Source organism: Agrobacterium sp. CNPSo 2736, from assembly GCF_004005385.1.
GTDB classification, from domain to species: domain Bacteria; phylum Pseudomonadota; class Alphaproteobacteria; order Rhizobiales; family Rhizobiaceae; genus Agrobacterium; species Agrobacterium leguminum.
Window position 1 is genome coordinate 118754 of sequence record NZ_RZTX01000003.1, and the last position, 22034, is coordinate 140787.

A 22034-nucleotide genomic window follows, 5' to 3' on the forward strand; every position below is an offset into this window, starting at 1 on the left:
AGCCCAAGGACTTGGGCTGGCTGGATTCCAGCTCAAGGCCGGAATGACGGCAGAAAGAGTCGCAACCGCACTGAGCCTGTCGCCATCCTGTCAGCCCGCAGCCTCACACATGGCTGCCATGATGAGGTTTCCTCTGGCATGCGGCCGGGAAGGCGGTAAGATCACCCCTCATGGCAGGCCCTCCTCCCACCCCGGGCCTGCGCGGCAAAGGAGACCATGACCATATTACGAAATGCCCTCGTTCCTGAACTTGCCGTCAGCGACTGGCAGAAAAGCCGCGCCTTTTATTGCGACCTGATCGGTTTTCATGTGGTCTATGAGCGCCCCGAGGAAGGTTTCACCTATCTGGCGCTGGGGGATGCCCAGCTGATGATCGACCAGATCGGCGCGACCCGGACATTCGTGACGGACAATGCCGCGCTCGAATTTCCGCTCGGCCGCGGCATGAACCTGCAGCTCGCCGTTCCCTCCCTGCAACCCATTCTTTCCCGGCTGGAGCGATCCTCCATCGACCTCGTCATGCCGCTGGAGGAGAAATGGTACAGGCGCGGCACGGTCGAAGTGGGCAACCGGCAATTCATCGTCGCCGATCCGGACGGTTATCTGATCCGCCCGTTCGAGAGTCTGGGCGAACGCCCCTTCCGGTTCGGTTAAGCCATGCTGCCTTTTCTTCCGCAGGCCGTGGTTTTCGACATGGACGGATTGCTGATCGAGAGCGAGAGGCTCTATCGCGATTCATTTCTGGCTGCCTCGGATGAAGGCGGCCACGGAATGAAGGTCGAGACCTATCAGAAGGTCTGCGGCAGCCCGTGGGACGTCATCACCGGCACCATCTTTGCCGATTATGGTGCGGATTTTCCCATCGACAGCTTCCGCGACGCCTGGCTCCGGCATCTTGGCGTGATGATGGCGGAGGGCGTGGCGCTGAAGCCGGGCGTCATCGACATTCTCGATCTGCTCGACCGCCTCGATATCCGCCGCGCCATCGCCACCTCGTCGCGGCACGATTCGGTGACGCGCCATCTTGGCCCCCACGATCTTCTCAGACGTTTCGACACCATCGTCGCACGCGGTGATTATACAGAGCCGAAACCCGCGCCGATGCCCTATCTCACCGCAGCCCGACGGCTTTCCCTCGATCCGGGCCGCTGCCTTGCGCTGGAGGATTCCTACTCAGGCGTACGCTCTGCGGCATCGGCGGGCATGATGACGATCATGGTGCCTGACGTGGCGCCGCCGACCGAGGAAATGCGGGAGAAGTGCATCGCCGTTGCAAGCGACCTTCACGCGGTGGCCGGCCTTCTGCAAAAGGCGCGGGCCTGAGCGAGAGGACGAGCGGGCAGCCGTCACATGTCCTTAGCCATTTGGCGTCATGATAAAGCACATGCCGGCTAGAACGCCGCTATTGGTGGAGCGCCTTTGTCGGCTTATCCATAACTGGGGTGATCATGCCGCCTTTTGCCGTGTCGCTCGCGACGCTGATACTGCTGCTTCTGTCCGTATTCCAGATTGCGCTTGCAGCCGGCGCGCCTTACGGAAGCGCTGCCTGGGGCGGCGCAAACCGGATATTACCGGGCCAGCAAAGAATTGCCAGCGCGGCGGCTCCACTCATTTATACGTTTTTCGCGTCCTTTCCGCTGCAAAAGACGGGCTATGCCGACATCTGGCCATCCGGCTGGATCGAACCCGGCATCTGGATTATCGCCTGTTATCTTGCGTCGAGCGCTGCATTGAACGCAATGTCGAAAAGCCGCCCGGAGCGGCTGGTGATGACGCCTGTGGCTGCCGCTCTTGCGATCCTGTTCTTTATCATCGCGTTCTCCTAGTCGCACCCCACTAGAGGCGCGATACCGCAAGGATCAAGCCGCCGTTCGGCGTATCATCACGCCCCCGGCCTGAAACGCCACTTACGCTCGATCGCTCCTTCCATATCGAGACCGTTATAATGGGCCAGCAACAGCACATGGCCGAGCAGATCGGCGGTTTCGTCGGCCAGATCCCGCTTCATCTCCTCTTTGCTCCTGCCCTTAATGCGCCCCCGTCCTGTCAGCCGATTCCAGGCCTGTGTGACCTCGCCAACCTCTTCCTGAAGCTTCAGCATGTACCAATCCGGGTCGCGGAATATTCCGTTTTCAGCGGCATATTTCTGCGAGGCCTCTTCAAACCGAGGCATCATGTCAGCAAACATTTGTTCATCCTTTGTTCATGCGCTACAACTCTAATCATGATTCTCTGACGGCGTCGACCCGTCAGGGCGTCACGCAGCCATGAACTGAAATTTCCGCGACAGGTACATGCAAGCGGGATAGAGAAAAGATATTCGAACAACCGTGCCATCGCCCATGTCCCACCTCGATTTTTTCTCGTCCCTCATCACCGCGCATAGTCCGACGCTGCTGGCCATGTTTGCGGGCGCCGCCTTTCTCGCCGGCCTTGCCCGCGGCTTTTCCGGTTTCGGTGCGGCGCTCATCTTCATCCCGCTCGCAAGCGCCATCGTCGGGCCGCGTGTCGCCTCGGCAGTGCTGCTGGTGGTGGACGCCGTGCTGACGCTCGGCATGATACCGCCCGCATGGCGCATGGCGGACCGGCGCGAAGTCTTCATCATGGCGGCCGGCGCCTTTGTCGGCGTGCCGCTTGGAACCATGCTGCTTTCCAACGGCGATCCGCTGACGCTGCGCTGGATCATCTCCGCCGTGGTCGTGGTGCTGCTGTTGTTTCTGCTTTCCGGCTGGCGTTACAGCGGCCGGCCGAAGACGCCGCTGACCCTCTTCACCGGGTTTCTGGCCGGGTTGTTTTCGGGGGCTGCTCAACTGGGCGGTCCACCGGTCGTCGCCTATTGGCTCGGCGGCGCCCTCAAAGGCGCCTTCGTGCGCGCCAATGTCATCTTATATTTCGCGATCTCGACCGTGATCTCCACCGGCAGCTATTTTGTCAGCGGCCTGTTCACCGCCGATGTCTTCGTCTTTTTCCTGCTCGCCCTGCCCTTTTACGGGGCCGGGCTTTATGCCGGCGCGCGACTGCACGGGCTTGCCGACGAGGCGGCCTTCCGGCGCATCTGCTATGGGCTGATCGCCATCTCCGCCGTGATCGGCCTGCCGCTGTTCGATTCGCTGCTGAAATAGGCAGGCCGCAAATGGCCTGCCCTGACCGCCCTTACGGATACATGCGGACCTTGGACCATGCACCGTCAGGCGTCTCGCGGCGGAATTCGATGCGGTCATGCAGGCGGAACTTGCGGTCGTGCCAGAATTCGATGCTGAGCGGTCGGATGCGGAAACCGGACCAGTAGGACGGGCGCGGAATATCGCCGATGGCATATCTGGCGGTATATTCCGCCACGGCCTTTTCCAGCGCGAAACGGCCTTCCAGCGGACGAGACTGCCTGGAGGCCCAGGCGCCGATGCGGCTGCCGCGCGGGCGCGAGGCGTAATAGACATCCGCCTCCTCGTCGCTGACGATCTCCACCTCGCCGCGCAGGCGCACCTGACGCCGCAGGCTTTTCCAGTGGAAACACATGGCCGCTTTTTTCTGGCCGAGAATCTCCTGGCCCTTCTGGCTTTCGAAATTCGTGTAGAAAACAAAGCCGCGGTCGTCGACGCCTTTCAGCAGCACCATGCGCACATTCGGCAGGCCATTTTCGTCCACGGTGGCAAGCGCCACCGCGTTCGGATCGTTGATTTCGGAAGCCGTTGCATCCTTCAGCCATTCGGCAAAAAGCGTGAACGGTTCATTTTCTTCCGTGAAGTCACTGGATGTTAACCCCGTTTCCGACATATTGACTAAAATGCTCCCGAGCTGATTTGGACCCCAGAGATGATCTCTGGTGGAAGATGGTGACCGTCATAGCAAAGTCGAACAGTCGAACAAAGAGCCTCCTTTCGTCGGTAGCGGAAGTTTCCGCCGTCGTGTCAATGCTTGTGGTGCTGAGCGGTTGCGTCAGCCTCGATCTGTTCGGCGGCGACAAGGTCGACCGCTCGCTTTCCACGGCCTCCATTCCCAACCAGCCGAACAATGCGCCGCAGACGGACGATGCGACGATCCGCAATGCGGTAACGTCGGCCGATCTCGCCAAGCTCGCCGACCAGCCGCTGCCCTGGGCCAATGCCTCAACCGGCAGCGCCGGCGTCGTCACCGCCATTCACGAAGACAAATCCAGCGGCTTCGTCTGCCGCGATTTCAGGACGACACGCCACTCCTTCGAGGGCGTTGCGAGCTATTCGGGACAGGCCTGCCTGTCGGAAACCGGCGAATGGCTGCTGACCCGCTTCGAGCAGAAATAATCTGTTTACCCTTAAATATGGAATAGAGCCGGCCCGGGTGCGGCGCGCTTCCTCCGTAAAGGAGTGATTAGCAACTTATTGCAACAGTCGACGTTGATTAAACCGAGGGCGTGCAGGCGAATGATCGCGGGCATCCCTTTTCGGAGGGGTTAGTTTCAGGATTGCGCCATGAAGGGCGGCAGCGCCTGAGCCAACGTAACTGGTGTTTCGCATGCGCGATCCATATTCGATCCTCGGCGTAAAACGTGACGCCCGCCACGAGGAAATCAAGGCCGCCTGGCGCACGAAGGCGAAAACCGTCCATCCGGACGCCAATCGCGACGATCCCGACGCCTCGGCGCGATTCGCCGAGATCGGGCAGGCATACGATCTTCTCAAAGACCCGAAAAAGCGCGATCTCTACGATCAGGCCCGCAGGGCTGCCGAAAAGAAACAGCGCGGCGAAACCATCATGCAGCAGAGGGAAGCCGCGCGCGAGGCTGCCGAGCGCGCCAAGGCCGCCGAAAAGCTGATGGAGGAACTGGCCCGCGCCGATGCCCGCAACCGGGCGCAGACCGGCCAGAAAACCGACGCCAAGGCGGAAACCGCCGAAGATATCGTCGAACGGATTTTTGGCGCGGAAGCGCAGAACGACCCCAAGGTGCAGCAGGCGGCGGAAGCGGCAAAGGCTGCCGCGGGCGCTGCAAAAAGCGATATTCCGGGTGCCGGCGAGACCGCGCAGCCCGGCGCCGGCGATGACAGGACAGCACCCGCATCGCTCGCCGCCAATCTTTTCAGCGCTCTGGTGCGCCGTTTCCGCATGCCGCAGCCGGCTCCCGAAAAAGCGCCGGACATCACTGCGGAGGCCACCGTCACGGTCGCCGATCTGCTGGAACACAGGTGGATTACCGTGTCGCTTGCCGACGAACGCGAGGTTCGCTTCCAGCTCGAAGCCGGCATGAGTGACGGACACGTGGTGCGGCTGAAGGGACAGGGGCTGAAGCTTCCAAACATGGCGCGCGGCGACCTTGCCGTGACATTGCTGACCGCCCGTGACGACGCGTTTTCCCTTCGTGGCTTCGATATTCACACGACATTGCCGATATCGCTCAGCGACGCGGTTCTGGGGTGTGAAACGAAAGTCGCGACACCGCTCGGTGAGGAAAACATCACCATTCCGGCCTGGTCTGGCTCGGACCGCGTGCTGAGGCTTACCGGCAAGGGCCTCGCCGACGGCAAGGGCAGACAGGGCGATCTCGTCATCGAATTGCGCATCGTTCTCTTGGAAAAGCCGGATGAAAAGGTGACCGACCTGATGCGGCACATGCGCGAAGGCCTTTATTTGTGAAAGTTTTGCGAATAGCCGGGACAACGCACCCTTTGTTACGCTCCCTAACAGTTGATGATCTTTGGCAATCTTGAACAGGATTGCAGCCTATGCCATAGGCAGGACCGATCAAAAGTACTAGGGAGCATAAAATGGCTCAGGCATCCGGCCTCATGGCTGGCAAACGCGGCCTCATCATGGGTGTCGCCAATAATCGTTCCATCGCTTGGGGCATCGCCAAGGCCTGTGCCGACGCGGGCGCGGAAGTTGCGCTGACCTGGCAGGGCGACGCGCTGAAGAAGCGTGTCGAGCCGCTGGCGCAGGAACTGGGCGCCTTCATGGCCGGTCACTGCGATGTGACCGATCTCGAGACGATCGATGCGGTTTTTGCCGGGCTGGAAAAGCACTGGGGCAAGATCGACTTCGTCGTGCACGCCATCGCCTTTTCCGACAAGGATGAGCTGACCGGCCGTTACCTCGATACCAGCCGCGATAATTTCAACCGCACCATGGACATTTCCGTCTTCTCGCTGGCCGCCGTTGCCAAGCGCGCCGAGCCGGTCATGAATGACGGCGGCTCGATCATCACGCTGACCTATTACGGCGCGGAAAAGGTCATGCCGAACTACAACGTGATGGGCGTGGCCAAGGCTGCTCTCGAGGCCAGCGTGCGTTACCTCGCCGTCGACCTCGGCAATCGCGGCATCCGCGTCAATGCCGTTTCCGCCGGCCCGATCAAGACGCTCGCAGCTTCCGGCATCGGCGACTTCCGCTACATTCTGAAATGGAACGAATACAATGCGCCGCTGAAGCGCACCGTTTCCATCGAGGAAGTCGGCAAGTCGGCGCTTTACCTGCTGTCCGACCTTTCGACCGGCGTGACCGGCGAAATCCACCATGTCGATTCCGGTTACCACACCATCGGCATGAAGGCGGTGGATGCGCCTGACATTTCGGTGGTGAAGGACTAAGCCTGCAAGTTGTAAGAACGGGGTATCGCCTTGCTCGTCTATGTGATCCGGCACGGACAAACGGACTGGAATGCGATACGCCGGCTTCAGGGCCAGAAAGACATTCCGCTCAACGATTTCGGCCGCCAGCAGGCGGTCGGCAACGGCAAACTTCTCGCGCATCTGCTGGGAGAACAGGCCACGGATTTCGACTATGTGGCAAGCCCGCTCGGGCGCACGCGCGAGACCATGGAACTGATGCGCGGCGCGATGGGCCTCGATCCCAAGGCCTATCGTACCGACGATCGCCTGATCGAGGTTTCCTTCGGCGACTGGGAAGGGCAAACCCTGCCGGAGCTGAAAAAAGAGTTCCCGGACCGGGTGAAGGCCCGCAAGGCCAACAAATGGGATTTCATTCCCCCCGGCCAGGATGCCGAAAGCTATGAAATCCTCTCCTGGCGCATCGGCGCATGGCTTTCCTCTGTCGAGGTTCCGACGATATGCGTCTGCCACGGCGGCGTCATCCGCTCGATCTTCCGGCTGGTCTCCGGCATGGACAAGGACGAGGCGTCACGCACGCAAATCCCGCAGGACCGGATTTTGAAGGTCGAGATCGACAGGAACAGTGCGGAGTGGATTTGGTGAGGGGCTGACAGAGAGCAAGTCTCTGGATGGGCCGTCAGGTGTTTCCCATGAGTGGCGAGACGTCGCGGCTTGTTTCTTCTCCCCGCCGGGGAGAAGGTGGCGCGAAGGGTCGGATGAGGGGGGGTGCCCTCTCCGAATATCTCTACCCTCGCCCCCTCATCCCGCTGCCGCGGACTTCTCCCCGGAGGGGAGAAGAAAGGGATGCAGACGCCCGTTTCACAACGGACGTTTTGGCACGAGGGCTGAGTAAAGGGGACACAGCCTTACTCAACGACCTGAAGATCGTCCACCACGCGTTTCCCATCCACTTCCGTGTAGAAAACCACGACCTTCACGCCCGCTTTCAGACCTTCGAAATTGAACTCTTCCGGCACGCGATAGGTCTTGCCGTCATTGAGCGTAATGCTCAGCCCATTCGCATCGATCTTGCTGATCGTGCCTTCCACGTCGACGCTCTGGGCGTAGCCGTTGATGGGCATCAGGAGGTTGGCGGTGGCCAGAAGGGCGGCAATCATCATACGCATCGATCTAGCTTTCGTGGATTTGCGTGAAAACCTTACATGCATGAAGAATTGCCTTTCGAATGTGGCGGAAATTGCCCGCAACCATGACATTTTCGGCCCAATTGATGAACGGATTTCAGATCGTGTTCAAGCCGTTAGTGATTTTTACACCGCATTTCGCGGCAATATTGGAAAACTGCGGATTAACGTGGAAAACGGCAGCGCATTTACATTTCCGTCATCTCGAAAAACCGCGCTCGCCGGCCCGAATCGCCGCCCACTCTCATCCCGGCGCCTGTCGACGGGATGGGGAAGACGCCTGTCGATGTCGTGTTCGGCACTTATCCTGCCGCAGCGAAAGAAAGGCTTTTGCCTTGTCGGGATTTACACTAAGACAAATCCGCTTGTTTTAAACGGCGCTACCCGCAGGCGCCCTGTTTTCCGGTTTTGAGAACTATGTCGCATAACAGCTTCGGTCATCTTTTTCGCGTTACCACCTGGGGAGAAAGCCATGGGCCGGCACTTGGCTGCGTGGTGGATGGCTGCCCGCCCGGCCTGCGCTTTACCCTTGCCGAGGTGCAGCACTGGATGGACAAGCGCAAACCCGGCCAGAGCCGTTTCGTCACCCAGCGGCGCGAGGACGACATCGTCAAGGTTCTCTCCGGCGTGATGCTGGATGAGGACGGCGAGACGATGATCACGACAGGCACGCCGATTTCCATGCTGATCGAAAACACCGACCAGCGTTCCAAGGATTATGGCGAGATCGCCAAACGGTTCCGCCCGGGCCATGCGGATTTCACCTATGATCTGAAATACGGCATTCGCGACTATCGCGGCGGCGGGCGTTCTTCCGCGCGCGAGACGGCGGCGCGTGTCGCCGCTGGCGCGATCGCCCGCAAGGTGGTGCCAAGCCTCAATGTGCGCGGCGCGCTGGTGCAGATCGGCAAGCACAAGATCAACCGCGATAACTGGGATTGGAATCAGGTCGACCAGAACCCGTTCTTCTGCCCTGACGCCGCGATGGTGCCGGTCTGGGAAGAGTATCTGGACAGCATTCGCAAGGCAGGCTCCTCGATTGGCGCGGTCGTGGAAGTGGTGGCGGAAGGGGTTCCGGCGGGCATCGGCGCACCGATCTACGCTAAGCTTGATCAGGATATCGCCTCCAGCCTGATGTCGATCAACGCCGTCAAGGGCGTGGAGATCGGCGAAGGTTTCGCCTCGGCCGAGCTTTCCGGCGAGGAAAATGCCGACCAGATGCGCATGGGCAATGACGGCAAGCCGATTTTCCTGTCCAACCATGCCGGCGGCATTCTGGGCGGCATCGCGACCGGTGAGCCTGTCATCGCCCGCTTCGCCATCAAGCCCACCTCCTCCATTTTGACGGAGCGCCTGTCGATCGATACCGACGGCAACAATGTCGATGTGCGCACCAAGGGCCGCCACGACCCCTGCGTCGGGATTCGCGCGGTGCCGATTGGTGAGGCGATGGTGGCCTGCACCGTTGCCGACCATTATCTGAGGGACCGCGGCCAGACCGGCCGGCTTTAGCGGACCGAAAAGTGTGAAGCGGTTTTCGGACAATCCGCTAAAGAAACAAAAAGAGCAACGAACCGTTGCTCTGAAGTGAGGGGATATCGCCATGGCCTATGACCAGAAACGCGTTGTCGACGCCATCCGCGCTTTCGAAGCCGGTGAAATCGTCGTTGTGACCGACGATGACGACCGCGAGAACGAAGGCGATCTGATCATTTCGGCGGTTCACTGCACGCCGGAAAAAATGGCGCTGATCGTGCGCCATACCTCGGGCATCGTCTGTGCGCCAATGCCGCGCGAGGAGGCCAAGCGGCTGAACCTCAACGCCATGGTGGCGGAAAATGACAGCGCGCATACGACGGCCTTCACCGTCAGCGTCGATTTCAAGCACGGCACAACGACGGGCATCTCCGCCGATGACCGCACCCTGACGGTGCGCAATCTTGCCAATCCCAATGTCGGCGCTTCCGATTTCACCCGGCCGGGCCATATCTTCCCGCTGATTTCCCGTGAGGGCGGCGTGTTGATGCGTTCCGGCCATACCGAAGCGGCGGTCGATCTGTGCCGTCTCGCCGGCCTGCCGCCCATCGGCGTCATCAGCGAGCTGGTGAATGACGATGGCAGCGTGATGCGCGGCCCGCAGGTTCTGGATTTCGCCGACAAACACGGCATGAAACACGTTTCGGTCGCCGATCTGATCGCCTATCGCCAGCGCAAGGAAACTCTGGTGGAAATGGAATCCTCCTTCACCATCGAAACGCCCTTCGGGCCGGCCAAGGCGCAGACCTATTCCCTGCCCTGGGATCCAATGCAGCACATGGCGGTGATTTTCGGCGATATCCGCGATGGCATTGACATTCCCGTTCGCCTGCACCCCGAAAACGTCGCCGACGACGTGTTCGGCGACCGCCAGCCGGTGCGGCATTATATGCAGAAGATCGCCGAGGAAGGACGCGGCGTCATCGTCTATCTGCGCGAAGGCTCCGTTGGCGTTGGCCAGGTTGCCGGACGACGCAAGGCGCGTGACCCGGACGAAGCGCATGCCCAGGCCCGTTCGCGCGAAAACGAATGGCTGGAAATCGGCCTCGGCGCGCAGATCCTCAAGGATCTCGGCATCAGCTCCATCAAGCTGCTGACCACTCGCGAACGGCATTATGTCGGGCTTGAAGGCTTCGGCATCCAGATTTCGGCGACGGATATCTGCTGATTTTGGGGTTTGCCTTGGTTTTCCAGGGCAATCGTGAAGCGAGTGGGTGCCCCTTGTTTCTTCTCCCCGAGGGGGAGAAGTCCGCGGCAGCGGGATGAGGGGGCGCCCTTGCCGGATTTCGGAGAGCTTGCCCCTCATCCGACCCTTCGGGCCACCTTCTCCCCGGCGGGGAGAAGAAATGGGTGGCGACGCCCTGCTTCATTGAGGGCGATATTCGCATGGGGCGAAGCCGTCTCAAAAATATCCTTGAGCGACCGACCTCAGCTTTCCTCCCGCCAGCCCTCCAGATAATTCACGCTCTCAACACCCGTAAATTTCGCGAGCCGCGCCAGTTCGGCGTCAAGCTTCTCCAGCCTACCCGCCGAGGCACGCACGCCCGGTTCCAGCCACAGGCGCCGAACATCCAGCGTGCTGCGCTTGCGATCCGCCTTCATGTCGATACGACCGATCACGCGGTCGCCCTCCAGAAGCGGGAAGACATAATAGCCATATTGTCTTTTCGGCTCCGGCACGAAGACCTCGATGCGGTAATAGAAGCCGAACAGCCGCTCCGTGCGGTTGCGGTCACGCAACAGCGGATCGAAGGGGCTGAGGACGCGGACGCGCGATGAGGGTTCCGGCACGTCGGTCAGGTCGGCGGTGAAACCGGCAAAGGCATAGGACGGGCGGGCAGTGTCGCCGTCACTTGCAAGAAGCGAAACCTCACAGAGTTCATCGCGATGGCTTTTGACCCAGTCCCTCGCCTCCTGCGGGGTAACGAGATCGAAAAAGGCGGCGATTTCGCCGTGGGTGGCGAAACCCAGCCGCTTCAGTGCTTCGCGGCAGGCCCAGTCGACAAATTCCGCATGCTCCACCTCGGTTTCGTGATGCTCGCCGGGAATGACCCGTTCGGCGAGGTCATAGACCTTCTGGAAATTCACCCGGCCGGCAATCGCCAGCTTGCCGGTGTGCCAGAGATATTCGAGCGCGGTCTTGGAAGGATGCCAGTTCCACCAGCCGCCGGACTGGTGCCCCTCTTCCTTCAGCTCCCGCGCAAGAACCGGGCCGGTTGCCGCAATGCGCTCCAGCGTTTCACCGAAAGCGGCGTCGAAACCCTCGCCGTGCCATTTGCGCCAGCGCTCCTGAATGATCGGCTCGCGGCGGCGGAAACGATGCTTCCAATAGGGATAAAATTCCGTCGGCACGATGGAAGCGTCATGTGTCCAGTGCTCGAACAGCGCGCGGTCCTTTTCCAAAAGCGTGGTCAGATGGTCCCGCCTGTAGGTCTGGTTGCGGGAGAAAATAATCTGATGGTGGGCGCGCTCCACCGTGCCGATGCTGTCCACCTGCACAAAACCGATATCGGTTATCAGCTGCAGCAGGTCGCTCTTGGAAAGCGCCTTGCCGGGCGGCGAGGAGAGCCCCTGCCGCGCCAGAAAAATTCGTCTTGCCGCTTCGTTTGAAACCTTGATCACCATGGAGCAGAAGGTATGACGGCTTTTTCAGGATTGCAATGTTCTTTTTTTGTTCCTTGTTTCACTTCTGTTGATGACGGGGTATAGAACCGGAAAACGAGCGCGAGGATGTAAGCTTGGAAATCCGTTTCGACGCCGCCGGTGTCGCTTTCGAGGGCCGGCAGGCCCTGCAGCCGCTGTCTCTGACATTGACGGAACGGCGTATCGGCGTGATCGGCCTTAATGGTTCCGGCAAGACCACCTTTGCGCGGCTGATCAACGGGTTGAACAAGCCGAGCGAGGGCAAGGTTGCGGTGAACGGTCTCGACACCGTGAGGGACGCCAAGGCGGTCTTGCAGACGGTCGGTTTCATCTTCCAGAATCCGCAGAACCAGATCATCCTGCCGATCGTGCGCGACGATGTCGCCTTCGGGCTGAAACGGCTCGGTCTCGGCAAGGCGGAAACCGAAGCCCGGGTGAAAGCCGTTCTTGCCCGGCTTGGCATTTCCCATCTTGAAGAACGGCGCGCGCATGAGCTTTCCGGCGGGGAGCTGCAGCTTGCGGCGCTGGCCGCGCTTCTGGTTACCGCACCGCACATCCTTATTCTCGACGAACCGACCAACCAGCTTGATCTCAAAAACCGGGCTGTCGTGGAAAAGACCATGGCGACGCTGTCGCAGTCGCTCATCGTCATCACCCATGATCTGCCGCTGCTTGAAGGCTTCGACCGTGTGCTGGTTTTCCACGACGGCGCGCTGATTGCGGACGCCGCGCCTGACGAGGCCGTGGCGCAATATCTAGCGGCGGTGGTGCAATGAAATCGCTGCACGTTGAAGGCACGGGCTGGCTCTACCGCGTCTCGCCGCGCCTCAAGCTCCTGACGCTGATGGTCTTCAGCATCGCACTGTTCATTACCCGCGATCTGTTGTTGCTGGGATGCGCCGTGGTTCTCGCCGCCGCCATCCTGCGCGAGACGCGGCTATCCTTGCGGGAGATCGGCCTGCGGCTGCGGCCGGTGATGCTGACCATTTTCCTCGTCGCGGCCTTCAGCTATCTTTTGCTCCCGGCCCATGATGCGACAGTCAATCTTTTGCGGCTGACGGCGCTGGCGCTGCTTGCCACCGCCGTCACCATCACCGTCAGCATCTCGCAGTTCATGGATGAGATCACGCTTGCCGCCGCCCCTCTCGAAAGGCTCCGGCTGGTCAAGGCTGCCGATATCGGGCTTGCGGTCGGGCTCGTCGTGCGGTTCGTGCCTGAGATCGTCAACCGGTATCATGCGGTGCGCGATGCCCACCGGGCGCGTGGCCTGCCCGTGCGGATGGCGACCATCATCGTGCCACTCGTCATTATGACGTTGAAGGATGCCGATGCCATTGCCGACGCCATTGACGCGCGCGGTTTCAGAGGCCAAAGCTTGGCGCCAGATAACCATCCGGAGTTTTGAGCGCCATGACGACCCGCGACCTTGTGCTGATTTCGCTGTTTTCCGCCATCATCATCGCACTTGGGCTTCTGCCGCCGATCACGCTCGGTTTCGTTCCCGTGCCGATCACTGCGCAATCGCTCGGCGTCATGCTGGCCGGCGTCGTGCTGGGTGCGAAGCGCGGCACGCTCGCGGTGCTGCTGACGATCCTGATTGCCGCCATCGGCCTGCCGGTCCTGTCGGGCGGACGCGGTGGTCTTTCGATTTTCACCACGCCGACGACGGGCTTCCTGATCGGCTGGATCGCAGCTGTCTTCGTCACCGGCACGCTCTCGGAAAAACTCGTCAATCGCAGCCAGTCCGCTCTGGCGCAGGGTATTGGCTTCTTCGTCGCCAGCCTCATCGGCGGCGTGGTGGTGCTTTATGCTTTCGGCATCACCTATCTGGCGCTGGTCGTCGGGCTTGGTTTCGAAAAGGCCTTCATGGGTTCGCTCGCCTTCGTTCCCGGCGATGCGCTGAAGGCCGTTCTTGCCGCACTGGCCGGCCGTGCCGTGATGGCCGGTTATCCGCTTCTGCCGCAGCGCGCCTGAACAGACTTTCTTCGGGAGGAAAAGCATGGCGACGCGTTTATACGAACACCCGATCTTCCTGGAGCATATCACGCCTCCCGGCCACCCCGAGCGGCCGGACCGCCTGCGGTCGCTGAACATCGCACTCGAACATCCGAATTTCGAGCGGCTGGAACGGAAGGAAGCGCCGCAGGCCAATGAGGATGCAGTGCTGCTGGCGCATCCTGAAGAGCATCTGCTTGCCGTCATTCGGCAGATCCCGCAAGAGGATGGCGAGATCAACCGCATCGAGGCGGATACCTATGCCTCACCCAAAAGCCTGCAGGCGGCGCTGACCGGCATCGGTGCGGCCATGGCTGCGGTGGATGACGTGTTTACCGGCGCTGCCGACAATGTCTTCGTCGCCGCCCGCCCGCCCGGCCACCATGCGGAAACCGCCAAGGCCATGGGTTTCTGTCTTTTCAACAATGTGGCCATCGCTGCCCGCCATGCTCAGAAAAAACATGGCGCAGAACGTATCGCCATCATCGACTGGGACGTGCATCACGGCAACGGCACGCAGGATATCTTCTGGAACGACACATCAGTGCTGTTCTGTTCCACCCACCAGATGCCGCTTTACCCGTGGAGCGGCGATAAAAACGAAACCGGCGCGAAGAACAATATCGTCAACGCCCCGCTTTCGCCCAACACTGGCAGCGATCATTTTCGCGAGGCCTTCAAATCCCGCGTGCTGCCGGCGATTGCCGATTTTTCGCCTGATCTCATCCTCATCTCCGCCGGTTTTGACGCGCATCACCGCGATCCGCTGGCGCAGATCAATCTGGTGGGAGAGGATTTCGACTGGGCCACGGGCCGGCTTCTGGAAATGGCCGACAAATACGCATCGAACCGGGTCGTCAGCCTGCTTGAAGGTGGTTATGATCTGGAAGGGCTGGCGGAATCGGCAGCCATGCATATTTTGAGAATGATGAAGGGTTGAACATGACGGAAAATGCCAACACAGCCGATATAAGCGGTTATTCCTTCGAAAAGGCCGTCGCCGAGCTGGAAAGCATTGTCGCACGCCTGGAACGCGGAGACGTGGCGCTGGACGAATCAATCGCCATCTATGAGCGCGGCGAAGCCCTGAAGAAACACTGCGAGACGCTGTTGAACGCTGCCGAAAAGCGAATCGAGAAAATCCGCCTCGATCGTGCGGGCAAGCCGCAGGGTGTGGAGCCGCTCGACGGGGAATGACTGCGTTTAGCGGGAGCGTTTGGCCATGATTCGATAAGGTAGCCACCTCCCGATTCAAACACTCGACGTCATCCTCGGGCTTGTCCCGAGGATCTACAATGCATTGATTTTCTTGACGTGTTTAGATCCTCGGGACAAGCCCGAGGATGACGGAGGAGAGGTTTGAAAACTTTCCCCGGCCGTAAGGTGTTCTCACAATGTCGTGTTAACAAGGATCGTTGACGCTGCGTTCGATATCGCGATGCTCCCCTCCCGCTCGGTTATGCTAAACTCCCGCCAGACGATACGAGGAGCTTGCGATGTCCTTCTTTCCCGGCAACGATCCCGTCGCGGGTGATGCTTTTGCCTGCGACGCCATCGAAAACCTGATCATTCCCCGAACCAGTGATATTGGCGGCTTTGCCGTGCGCCGCGCCCTGCCGACCCGGCAGCGGCGGCTTGTGGGGCCGTTCATCTTTTTCGATCGCATGGGCCCGGCGATCCTGAAGGCGGGCGAGGCGCTCGATGTCAAGCCGCATCCGCATATCGGGCTCTCCACCGTTACCTATCTGTTCGACGGCGAAATCAAGCACCGGGACAGTCTCGGCACCGAACTCGTCATTCGCCCCGGCGACATCAATCTGATGACGGCCGGGCGTGGCATCGTGCATTCGGAACGCACGCCGGAAAACCTGCGTGGCCATCCGCTTTCCATGTCTGGCCTGCAGACCTGGCTTGCCCTGCCAGACCATATGGAAGAAATCGCCCCCGCCTTTGCCCACACGGCGAAGGAAGACATGCCGCTGATCGACCTCAAGGGTGCGACAGGCCGGGTGGTAATCGGCGAATTCGAAGGCCTCACCTCCCCGGTTTCGTCCTTTACCGATACGCTTTATGTCGACCTGTCGCTGGAGCCGGGGGTAAAATTCCCCTTCTCCGCCGATCATGAGGAGCGGGCGATCTATATTCTGTCCGGTTCGCTGGATGTGGCTGGCGATATCTTCGCCGCCGATCAACTGCTCGTCTTCCGGCCCGGCGACGACATCACGCTGCAGGCCGGCAGCAATGGCTGTCACATCATGATCTTTGGCGGGGCGGCGCTGAATGAGCGCCGTTACATCTGGTGGAACTTTGTTTCGTCATCAAAAGAACGCATAGAGCAGGCCAAACAGGAGTGGAGAACCGGACGCTTCGACATCGTTCCCGGCGACGAAGAAGAGTTTGTCCCTTTGCCGGAAGGTTGAAATTCTATAGAAGTGTACGACATGCAGGGCTGCACCGTCGGCTTTCGACATGAAAGACGCTCTGGCACGCCCTGCTGACGACAAGAAAAGGCCGAACGATTGACCGGAATGCCACAGACACCATTGCTCGACCGGGTGAATTTTCCCTCCGATCTCAAGGAGATCGACGATCGCGACCTGCCGGAACTGGCAAGGGAACTGCGCGACGAGATGATTGACGCCGTGTCGAAGACCGGTGGCCATCTGGGTGCCGGCCTTGGCGTGGTGGAACTGACGATTGCCATCCACAAGGTGTTCAACACGCCCGAGGACCGGCTGATCTTCGATGTCGGCCATCAATGTTATCCGCACAAGATTCTCACCGGCCGGCGTGATCGCATCCGCACGCTGCGGCAGGAAGACGGGCTTTCCGGTTTCACCCGGCGGGCCGAAAGCGAATATGATGATTTCGGCGCCGGCCATTCCTCCACCTCCATTTCCGCCGGTCTCGGCATGGCGGTGGCGGCGGGTCTTGATGGCAGCGACCGCAAGGTCGTAGCCATCATCGGCGACGGCTCGATGTCGGCGGGCATGGCGTTTGAGGCACTGAACAATGCCGGCGCGCTTGATGCGCGGCTGATCGTCATCCTCAACGACAACGACATGTCGATTGCGCCGCCGACGGGCGCGATGAGCGCCTATCTGGCACGCCTCGCCTCCGGCCGCACCTATATGGGCTTCCGCGATTTCGGCAAGAAACTGACGGCCTATCTCGGCAAGACCATCGACCGCGCCATTACCCGCGCCGTGACCCATGCGCGCGGTTACGTGACCGGCGGCACGCTGTTCGAGGAGCTAGGTTTCTATCATATCGGCCCGATCGACGGTCATTCCTTCGATCACCTCCTGCCGGTGCTGCGCAATGTGCGCGACAACCAGAAAGGCCCCGTCCTCATCCATGTGGTGACGCAGAAGGGCAAGGGTTATGCGCCGGCGGAAGCCGCAGCCGACAAATATCATGGCGTCAACAAGTTTGACGTCATCACCGGCGCGCAGGCGAAAGCCAAGCCGAATGCGCCGAGCTATACCAGCGTCTTTGCCGAAGCCCTGATCCAGGAAGCGACGCTCGACGAAAAGATCATTGGTGTGACGGCCGCCATGCCGAATGGCACGGGCCTCGACAAGATGGCCGAGCTTTTCCCGTCTCGCACCTTCGATGTCGGCATTGCCGAGCAGCATGCCGTCACCTTTGCGGCGGGGCTTGCGGCTGACGGTTACAAGCCGTTCTGCGCGCTTTATTCCACCTTCCTGCAACGCGGTTACGACCAGCTGGTGCATGATGTGGCCATCCAGAGCCTGCCCGTGCGTTTCCCCATCGACCGCGCCGGTTTCGTCGGTGCTGACGGGCCGACCCATGCCGGTTCCTTCGACACGACTTTCCTCGCCACCCTGCCGGGCATGGTGGTGATGGCGGCGGCCGACGAGGCGGAGCTGAAACATATGGTCCGCACGGCAGCGGCCTATGATGAAGGCCCGATTTCCTTCCGTTACCCGCGCGGTGAAGGCGTGGGCGTCGAGATGCCCGCGCGTGGTGAGATCCTCCAGATCGGCAAGGGTCGCATCATCAAGGAAGGCACCAAGGTTGCGCTGCTCTCCTTCGGTACGCGGCTGGCTGAATGCCTGGCGGCGGCCGAAGACCTTGAAGCGGCCGGCCTTTCCACCACGGTTGCCGACGCGCGCTTCGCCAAGCCGCTCGATCTCGACCTTATCCGCCAGCTGGCCAGCCATCACGAGGTTCTGGTGACCATCGAAGAAGGCTCTCTCGGCGGTTTCGGCGCGCATGTGCTGCATTTCATGGCCAGCGCCGGCCTGCTCGACCATGGCCCCAAGGTCCGGACCCTGACCCTGCCCGACCAGTGGGTGGAGCAGGCCAAACCCGAAACCATGTATGCCAATGCCGGCCTTGACCGGGCCGGCATCGTTTCCACCGTGTTTAATGCGCTCGGCCAGCGTCAGGCCGGCGTCGGTTTCGCCGGCTGACGAGATTGCCGGGACAGGAGGCGGGACCATCCCGCCTCTTTCTCAGGATGCCGCGCCATCAAGAAAACCGACGACATTTTCGATCCGCCCCTCGGCATTCAGGCTGACTACATCGGTACCACCCGCAATATCATCCCCATCAGGCGAAATGAGACGCCATGAGAAACGGGTGAAGTTGCCGTGACCATCCGGAGTGCCGGCAAGAACGAAGCGATATCCCGGAAATTTCTGCCGCGCCGCCTCAATCATCGCGGCAATCCCCTGCTGGCCTTCGCCCTGCATCAGCGGATCGACGTAGCGCGTATTTTCTGCCCATGCCTGCCCGACGAGATGCCTGCGGCGTTCATTGTCCTCTTCGTTCCAGGCTGCGAGATAGGTCTGGGCGATTGTGAGATGTTGCGTCATGATTGCGCTCCTTCTGGTTGACGGCCCAAACATGCCGGCGGTCGGGAAGCGGAACAATTACCTTGGAGGTAATCGCATTGCCGATATGTTCTGCTAGGCTGCGGGCATGACACATCATCGAGAACATGTCGGCCAGGTGCTGAAGGAATGGCGTGCCCGCCGCAGGTTGAGCCAGCTCGATCTGGCGATAGAGGCGGACATATCGGCGCGGCATCTGAGCTTTGTGGAAAGCGGGCGTTCATCCCCCAGCCGCGAGATGCTCGCGAAACTGGCGGAGCAGCTTTCCATGCCCGCCCGCGCCGCCAACCGGCTGATGCTGGCGGCGGGTTATGCGCCTGTTCATTCCGAACGACCGCTGGATGCGCCCGACATGGCGGCGGCCCGGCAGGCCGTCGAAACCGTGGTCCAGGGCCACATGCCCTTCCCCGCCCTTGCCGTCGACCGGCACTGGAACGTCGTTCTCGCCAATGAGGCGATCACGCCGCTTCTGGCCGGTGTTTCCGAAGAGTTGCTTCGCCCGCCGCTCAACGCACTGAGGCTCAGCCTGCATCCGCAGGGCTTGAGTTCGCGCATCGTCAATCTTGCCGAATGGCGGCATCACCTGCTGGAGCGCCTGCGCCGTCAGGTCGAGGAAACGGGAGACGAGGTGCTTTGCCACTTGCATGCGGAGCTTTCGGCCTACCCTGCGGCGAAGGCCTCGCCCCATGCCGCCGGGGCCGATCCACTGGCCATACCGCTGCAACTGCGCGATCCGGCCTCGGGCGCCGTTCTGAGCTTCATCTCCACCACCACGGTTTTCGGAACCGCAACCGATGTCACGCTGTCCGAACTGGTGCTGGAATGTTTCTACCCCGCCGATGCGGCAACCCGTGCCGCCCTGATGCCAGGCACAAAGGAGTAAGACCCGTGCACACCACCTATCTCATCGGCTTCCAGGTCCGCGACGGCCAGCGCGAGCGCTTTCTTGAATTGCTGAATGCGCTTCTCGACGCCATGCGGCACGAAAAGACCTTCGTGAATGCCACCCTGCATCGGGACGTTGAAGACGAGAACCGCTTCCTGCTGCATGAGACCTGGAGCGACCATCAGGACGTGCTCGATGTCCAGATTCATCGCCCCTATCGTCAGGCATGGCATGATGCCCTGCCCGAGCTTCTGGAAGCCCCACGGGATATCTCCGTCTGGCATCCCATGCGGGCCGATCACGCTGCATAGCGACATGGACGATGGAAGCCGCGCACCCACCCTTTGCGCGCGCTAGGATTTTCGCGACAATATCCGCGGCTCGCCGATTTTGAACCAGGCCTTGGCGATCCTGCCGTTCTCAACTTCATAGATGCAGGCAACGTCGACCTCTCCCTTTCCTTCCGGAAAGTTTCGGGTGACCGTTTCATGGTCGATGACGACATTGCCAACGACAATGCGCTTCAGCAGTTTCCCGTAAAGATCCGGTTCCTTGAAGCGCTGGATATGACGCTCCCGAATCTCTGCCGCGCTTCCTGCCAGAAGCGTCGCCGGGAAAGCGTAATACTGGCAATCATCCGCCCACCAGAGCATGAAGGCATCGATGTCACGGGCATTATAGGCCTCAAGCTGCTTTTGTACCGGCAGTTCGATTTCACTATTCAAAACGCACCTCTTCAAAAAAACGTCGTGGCGAAATGGATTCCTGGACGAGTGAATGTCCTGCATTGAAGGGCTCCGGTTAAAGCCTGATAGCCGTTTCCTCTTTCGCCGTCTTGATGACGACCATGGTGACAAAGCGCGCCACATTGTGCTGATCCCGGAAGAGCCTGTCGCACAGGGCGTCGAATTCTTCCATATCCCGCAGGCGCAACATCAGCACGACATCGCTTGCGCCTGTCACGGCATAGGCCTGCGATACGGCCTCTTCGGCACTCGCAATATCCAGAAAGCGGCGCATATGCTGCTCGCCGTGCAATTTCAGCTCCACCGTCACCAGAGCCTTGATCACGCGCCCCGCCTTCGCGGGGTTGAGGATCGCCACGATGCGGTCGATCACGCCAGACTTATGCAGCCGCTGCAGACGGCGCAGGCAACTGGATGGAGACAGCCCGACTTCATCGGCCATATCCACATTGGTGCGCGACGCATCGTTCTGCAAAAGGTTCAGAAGTTTCCGGTCGATCCGATCCATGCCGGCAGCATATCGCCCGCCATTGGATTTGCAATAAAATTGCATGAAATTGCAATTTTTGACCGCAAATGCGAAGGGGCCGGGATTAGTGAATGGGAACAACCTTCAGGGAGTCTCACATGTCACTTTTCCTGCCCGTCTGGCAAAAAACGCGGGAAACGTTTGCAATCTACTGGGTGCTTGTGCGGATCACGGTTCCCATCGCCATTCTGACCGAGCTGTTGTCGAGGATGGGCGCGATCGAGGCGGTGGCGCCTGCCTTTGCGCCGGTCATGAACCTCATCGGGCTGCCGCCGGAGCTTGGTCTTGCCTGGCTGACCGCGATGCTGGTCGGCATATGGGGTGCGGTGCCGCTCATCTTCACGCTTGTGCCCTCATCCGCTCTGACCGTTGCGGATATCACCGTTTTTTCGGCACTCATCCTGTTCGCCCATGGCCTGCCCATCGAACAGAAGATCATTGAAAGAGCGGGACCGGGCATGATCGTCACCACGGCGCTGCGCGTCGGCGGCGGATTGCTGTATGCCTTCATGCTGCATCAAGTTCTGGAGGCGATGGGATGGCTGTCCGCGCCGGTAAACCCCGCCTGGATTGCGATGGGCTCCACGCCTGAATGGACCGCCTATTTCCTCGGCCTCGGGGAAACCATGGTCTGGATGCTCATCATCCTCCTGGCACTTTCCCTTTGCCTTGAAATCCTCAGGCTGACCGGCCTTCTGGCGCTGATGATGAAAGCGCTCTCGCCCCTGCTGCGTCTTGCGGGCATTCGCGGCGAGGCCGAACACCTCACCACCATCGGCTTGTTTCTCGGCATTTCCTACGGCGCCGGCTTCCTGATCCGCGAGGCGCAATCGGGGACGATCTCGCCGCGTCAGGTGTTTCTGTCCTGCGTGTTCATGGGTTTTGCCCATAGCGTGATCGAAGACACGCTCGTGGTGATGTCGCTTGGCGCGGATGTCTATGGCGTTCTGGCCGGGCGACTTGTTTTCGCCATTGCCGCGACCGCCGGCATTGCCGCCCTGCTTCACCGTCTGTCGGATGAGCTGTTCTTTGCGCGGATGTTCCGGCTACAGGGCACATAGAGCATTTCCAGGAAAAGTGGACCCCGGTTTTCCGTAAGGAAATGCGCCAAAAC

Annotated in this window: 28 protein-coding genes; 21 read left to right on the forward strand and 7 right to left on the reverse strand. The window is 60.5% G+C overall.

Annotated elements, in window-relative coordinates; all coding sequences use genetic code 11:
• The first annotated feature begins 216 nt into the window (after positions 1–216).
• From EM858_RS06930 to EM858_RS06940, 3 genes are all read left to right on the forward strand, one after another.
• Positions 217–654: a VOC family protein gene (locus EM858_RS06930; protein ID WP_127756252.1), complete on the forward strand. Its 438-nt coding sequence runs from the start codon at positions 217–219 to the stop codon at positions 652–654.
• Positions 655–657: 3 nt separating this feature from the next.
• Positions 658–1323 carry an HAD family phosphatase gene (locus EM858_RS06935; RefSeq protein WP_127756253.1) on the forward strand — a complete coding sequence of 222 codons (666 nt, stop codon included), beginning with the start codon at positions 658–660 and terminating at the stop codon, positions 1321–1323.
• 125 nt (positions 1324–1448) lie between these two features.
• Positions 1449–1826 carry a hypothetical protein gene (locus tag EM858_RS06940; RefSeq protein ID WP_127756254.1) on the forward strand — a complete coding sequence of 126 codons (378 nt, stop codon included), beginning with the start codon at positions 1449–1451 and terminating at the stop codon, positions 1824–1826.
• A gap of 56 nt (positions 1827–1882) precedes the next feature.
• On the opposite strand, the gene EM858_RS06945 is transcribed toward EM858_RS06940, so the two are convergent.
• Positions 1883–2188, reverse strand: a complete 306-nt coding sequence (locus EM858_RS06945; RefSeq protein ID WP_127756255.1) for a MazG nucleotide pyrophosphohydrolase domain-containing protein — start codon at positions 2186–2188, stop codon at positions 1883–1885.
• Between the two features lie 154 nt (positions 2189–2342).
• On the opposite strand from EM858_RS06945, the gene EM858_RS06950 reads away from it, so the two are divergent.
• Positions 2343–3122, forward strand: a complete 780-nt coding sequence (locus tag EM858_RS06950) for a sulfite exporter TauE/SafE family protein (RefSeq protein WP_164865344.1) — start codon at positions 2343–2345, stop codon at positions 3120–3122.
• A gap of 31 nt (positions 3123–3153) precedes the next feature.
• Here EM858_RS06950 and pdxH read toward each other — a convergent pair whose 3' ends face one another.
• Positions 3154–3774: a pyridoxamine 5'-phosphate oxidase gene (gene pdxH / locus EM858_RS06955; protein WP_127756256.1), complete on the reverse strand. Its 621-nt coding sequence runs from the start codon at positions 3772–3774 to the stop codon at positions 3154–3156.
• A 137-nt stretch (positions 3775–3911) separates the two neighbouring features.
• Between pdxH and EM858_RS06960 the strand changes: the two genes are divergently transcribed.
• The 4 genes from EM858_RS06960 to EM858_RS06975 all read left to right on the forward strand — a co-directional run bounded on the left by EM858_RS06960 (position 3912) and on the right by EM858_RS06975 (position 7181).
• Positions 3912–4280, forward strand: a complete 369-nt coding sequence (locus tag EM858_RS06960; RefSeq protein ID WP_183232569.1) for an RT0821/Lpp0805 family surface protein — start codon at positions 3912–3914, stop codon at positions 4278–4280.
• Between the two features lie 211 nt (positions 4281–4491).
• Entirely contained in the window at positions 4492–5607 is a 1116-nt protein-coding gene (locus EM858_RS06965) for a DnaJ C-terminal domain-containing protein (protein WP_127756257.1), read from the forward strand.
• Between the two features lie 131 nt (positions 5608–5738).
• Positions 5739–6557, forward strand: coding sequence for an enoyl-ACP reductase FabI (fabI, locus tag EM858_RS06970; RefSeq protein ID WP_003521090.1), 819 nt, complete (start codon positions 5739–5741; stop codon positions 6555–6557).
• A gap of 30 nt (positions 6558–6587) precedes the next feature.
• Positions 6588–7181, forward strand: a complete 594-nt coding sequence (locus EM858_RS06975) for a histidine phosphatase family protein (RefSeq protein WP_080817496.1) — start codon at positions 6588–6590, stop codon at positions 7179–7181.
• A 263-nt stretch (positions 7182–7444) separates the two neighbouring features.
• Here EM858_RS06975 and EM858_RS06980 read toward each other — a convergent pair whose 3' ends face one another.
• The gene (locus tag EM858_RS06980; protein WP_162520615.1) at positions 7445–7705 is read right to left on the reverse strand and encodes a DUF1344 domain-containing protein; all 261 of its coding nucleotides are present in this window, start codon (positions 7703–7705) and stop codon (positions 7445–7447) included.
• A gap of 40 nt (positions 7706–7745) precedes the next feature.
• Here EM858_RS06980 and EM858_RS27085 point away from each other — a divergent pair, with 40 nt between their 5' ends.
• The 3 genes from EM858_RS27085 (at position 7746) to ribB (ending at position 10427) form a co-directional block, all read left to right on the forward strand.
• Positions 7746–8135: a hypothetical protein gene (locus EM858_RS27085; protein WP_164865336.1), complete on the forward strand. Its 390-nt coding sequence runs from the start codon at positions 7746–7748 to the stop codon at positions 8133–8135.
• Positions 8136–8140: 5 nt separating this feature from the next.
• Positions 8141–9235, forward strand: a complete 1095-nt coding sequence (gene aroC, locus EM858_RS06985; protein WP_127756258.1) for a chorismate synthase — start codon at positions 8141–8143, stop codon at positions 9233–9235.
• Between the two features lie 91 nt (positions 9236–9326).
• The gene (gene ribB, locus EM858_RS06990) at positions 9327–10427 is read left to right on the forward strand and encodes a 3,4-dihydroxy-2-butanone-4-phosphate synthase (protein WP_065115034.1); all 1101 of its coding nucleotides are present in this window, start codon (positions 9327–9329) and stop codon (positions 10425–10427) included.
• Positions 10428–10687: 260 nt separating this feature from the next.
• Here the strand turns inward: ribB and EM858_RS06995 are convergent, their stop codons facing one another.
• A complete protein-coding gene (locus tag EM858_RS06995; RefSeq protein WP_127756259.1) occupies positions 10688–11884 on the reverse strand; it encodes a winged helix-turn-helix domain-containing protein in 1197 nt (398 codons plus the stop codon).
• A gap of 113 nt (positions 11885–11997) precedes the next feature.
• Between EM858_RS06995 and EM858_RS07000 the strand changes: the two genes are divergently transcribed.
• The 7 genes from EM858_RS07000 to dxs all read left to right on the forward strand — a co-directional run bounded on the left by EM858_RS07000 (position 11998) and on the right by dxs (position 18336).
• Positions 11998–12678 carry an ABC transporter ATP-binding protein gene (locus EM858_RS07000; RefSeq protein ID WP_127756260.1) on the forward strand — a complete coding sequence of 227 codons (681 nt, stop codon included), beginning with the start codon at positions 11998–12000 and terminating at the stop codon, positions 12676–12678.
• Complete coding sequence (locus EM858_RS07005; RefSeq protein ID WP_127756261.1) at positions 12675–13307, forward strand: energy-coupling factor transporter transmembrane protein EcfT; 633 nt, start codon at positions 12675–12677, stop codon at positions 13305–13307. Before EM858_RS07000 ends, EM858_RS07005 begins: the two co-directional genes overlap by 4 nt.
• 5 nt (positions 13308–13312) lie before the next feature.
• A complete protein-coding gene (locus tag EM858_RS07010) occupies positions 13313–13876 on the forward strand; it encodes a biotin transporter BioY (protein WP_127756262.1) in 564 nt (187 codons plus the stop codon).
• A gap of 25 nt (positions 13877–13901) precedes the next feature.
• Positions 13902–14837: a histone deacetylase family protein gene (locus EM858_RS07015; protein ID WP_127756263.1), complete on the forward strand. Its 936-nt coding sequence runs from the start codon at positions 13902–13904 to the stop codon at positions 14835–14837.
• Positions 14838–14839: 2 nt separating this feature from the next.
• Positions 14840–15094 (forward strand): exodeoxyribonuclease VII small subunit, encoded by a 255-nt coding sequence (locus EM858_RS07020; RefSeq protein ID WP_112289543.1) that lies wholly within the window; start codon positions 14840–14842, stop codon positions 15092–15094.
• A gap of 299 nt (positions 15095–15393) precedes the next feature.
• A complete protein-coding gene (locus EM858_RS07025) occupies positions 15394–16317 on the forward strand; it encodes a pirin family protein (protein WP_065115028.1) in 924 nt (307 codons plus the stop codon).
• 99 nt (positions 16318–16416) lie between these two features.
• Positions 16417–18336 carry a 1-deoxy-D-xylulose-5-phosphate synthase gene (gene dxs / locus EM858_RS07030; protein WP_127756264.1) on the forward strand — a complete coding sequence of 640 codons (1920 nt, stop codon included), beginning with the start codon at positions 16417–16419 and terminating at the stop codon, positions 18334–18336.
• A gap of 42 nt (positions 18337–18378) precedes the next feature.
• Here the strand turns inward: dxs and EM858_RS07035 are convergent, their stop codons facing one another.
• Complete coding sequence (locus EM858_RS07035) at positions 18379–18741, reverse strand: nuclear transport factor 2 family protein (protein ID WP_127756265.1); 363 nt, start codon at positions 18739–18741, stop codon at positions 18379–18381.
• A gap of 106 nt (positions 18742–18847) precedes the next feature.
• Between EM858_RS07035 and EM858_RS07040 the strand changes: the two genes are divergently transcribed.
• Together EM858_RS07040 and EM858_RS07045 are read left to right on the forward strand one after the other, a co-directional pair.
• Positions 18848–19642, forward strand: coding sequence for a helix-turn-helix transcriptional regulator (locus EM858_RS07040; protein ID WP_127756266.1), 795 nt, complete (start codon positions 18848–18850; stop codon positions 19640–19642).
• A gap of 5 nt (positions 19643–19647) precedes the next feature.
• The gene (locus EM858_RS07045; RefSeq protein ID WP_127756267.1) at positions 19648–19956 is read left to right on the forward strand and encodes a putative quinol monooxygenase; all 309 of its coding nucleotides are present in this window, start codon (positions 19648–19650) and stop codon (positions 19954–19956) included.
• A 42-nt stretch (positions 19957–19998) separates the two neighbouring features.
• Here the strand turns inward: EM858_RS07045 and EM858_RS07050 are convergent, their stop codons facing one another.
• On the reverse strand, positions 19999–20370 hold the full coding sequence (locus EM858_RS07050; RefSeq protein ID WP_127756268.1) for a nuclear transport factor 2 family protein: 372 nt from the start codon (positions 20368–20370) through the stop codon (positions 19999–20001).
• A gap of 76 nt (positions 20371–20446) precedes the next feature.
• Positions 20447–20899 (reverse strand): Lrp/AsnC family transcriptional regulator, encoded by a 453-nt coding sequence (locus tag EM858_RS07055; protein WP_127756269.1) that lies wholly within the window; start codon positions 20897–20899, stop codon positions 20447–20449.
• Positions 20900–21018: 119 nt separating this feature from the next.
• On the opposite strand from EM858_RS07055, the gene EM858_RS07060 reads away from it, so the two are divergent.
• Complete coding sequence (locus tag EM858_RS07060) at positions 21019–21981, forward strand: nucleoside recognition domain-containing protein (RefSeq protein ID WP_127756270.1); 963 nt, start codon at positions 21019–21021, stop codon at positions 21979–21981.
• Positions 21982–22034: the final 53 nt, after the last annotated feature.

Bases quoted from the DNA above. Each gene is read 5' to 3' on its own strand.
- EM858_RS06930 (WP_127756252.1), top strand. From the start codon at position 217: ATGACCATATTACGAAATGCCCTCGTTCCTGAACTTGCCGTCAGCGAC.
- EM858_RS06935 (WP_127756253.1), top strand. From the start codon at position 658: ATGCTGCCTTTTCTTCCGCAGGCCGTGGTTTTCGACATGGACGGATTG.
- EM858_RS06940 (WP_127756254.1), top strand. From the start codon at position 1,449: ATGCCGCCTTTTGCCGTGTCGCTCGCGACGCTGATACTGCTGCTTCTG.
- EM858_RS06945 (WP_127756255.1), bottom strand. From the start codon at position 2,188: ATGTTTGCTGACATGATGCCTCGGTTTGAAGAGGCCTCGCAGAAATAT.
- EM858_RS06950 (WP_164865344.1), top strand. From the start codon at position 2,343: ATGTCCCACCTCGATTTTTTCTCGTCCCTCATCACCGCGCATAGTCCG.
- pdxH (WP_127756256.1), bottom strand. From the start codon at position 3,774: ATGTCGGAAACGGGGTTAACATCCAGTGACTTCACGGAAGAAAATGAA.
- EM858_RS06960 (WP_183232569.1), top strand. From the start codon at position 3,912: ATGCTTGTGGTGCTGAGCGGTTGCGTCAGCCTCGATCTGTTCGGCGGC.
- EM858_RS06965 (WP_127756257.1), top strand. From the start codon at position 4,492: ATGCGCGATCCATATTCGATCCTCGGCGTAAAACGTGACGCCCGCCAC.
- fabI (WP_003521090.1), top strand. From the start codon at position 5,739: ATGGCTCAGGCATCCGGCCTCATGGCTGGCAAACGCGGCCTCATCATG.
- EM858_RS06980 (WP_162520615.1), bottom strand. From the start codon at position 7,705: ATGCGTATGATGATTGCCGCCCTTCTGGCCACCGCCAACCTCCTGATG.
- EM858_RS27085 (WP_164865336.1), top strand. From the start codon at position 7,746: ATGAAGAATTGCCTTTCGAATGTGGCGGAAATTGCCCGCAACCATGAC.
- aroC (WP_127756258.1), top strand. From the start codon at position 8,141: ATGTCGCATAACAGCTTCGGTCATCTTTTTCGCGTTACCACCTGGGGA.
- ribB (WP_065115034.1), top strand. From the start codon at position 9,327: ATGGCCTATGACCAGAAACGCGTTGTCGACGCCATCCGCGCTTTCGAA.
- EM858_RS06995 (WP_127756259.1), bottom strand. From the start codon at position 11,884: ATGGTGATCAAGGTTTCAAACGAAGCGGCAAGACGAATTTTTCTGGCG.
- EM858_RS07005 (WP_127756261.1), top strand. From the start codon at position 12,675: ATGAAATCGCTGCACGTTGAAGGCACGGGCTGGCTCTACCGCGTCTCG.
- EM858_RS07010 (WP_127756262.1), top strand. From the start codon at position 13,313: ATGACGACCCGCGACCTTGTGCTGATTTCGCTGTTTTCCGCCATCATC.
- EM858_RS07015 (WP_127756263.1), top strand. From the start codon at position 13,902: ATGGCGACGCGTTTATACGAACACCCGATCTTCCTGGAGCATATCACG.
- EM858_RS07020 (WP_112289543.1), top strand. From the start codon at position 14,840: ATGACGGAAAATGCCAACACAGCCGATATAAGCGGTTATTCCTTCGAA.
- EM858_RS07025 (WP_065115028.1), top strand. From the start codon at position 15,394: ATGTCCTTCTTTCCCGGCAACGATCCCGTCGCGGGTGATGCTTTTGCC.
- EM858_RS07035 (WP_127756265.1), bottom strand. From the start codon at position 18,741: ATGACGCAACATCTCACAATCGCCCAGACCTATCTCGCAGCCTGGAAC.
- EM858_RS07040 (WP_127756266.1), top strand. From the start codon at position 18,848: ATGACACATCATCGAGAACATGTCGGCCAGGTGCTGAAGGAATGGCGT.
- EM858_RS07055 (WP_127756269.1), bottom strand. From the start codon at position 20,899: ATGGATCGGATCGACCGGAAACTTCTGAACCTTTTGCAGAACGATGCG.
- EM858_RS07060 (WP_127756270.1), top strand. From the start codon at position 21,019: ATGTCACTTTTCCTGCCCGTCTGGCAAAAAACGCGGGAAACGTTTGCA.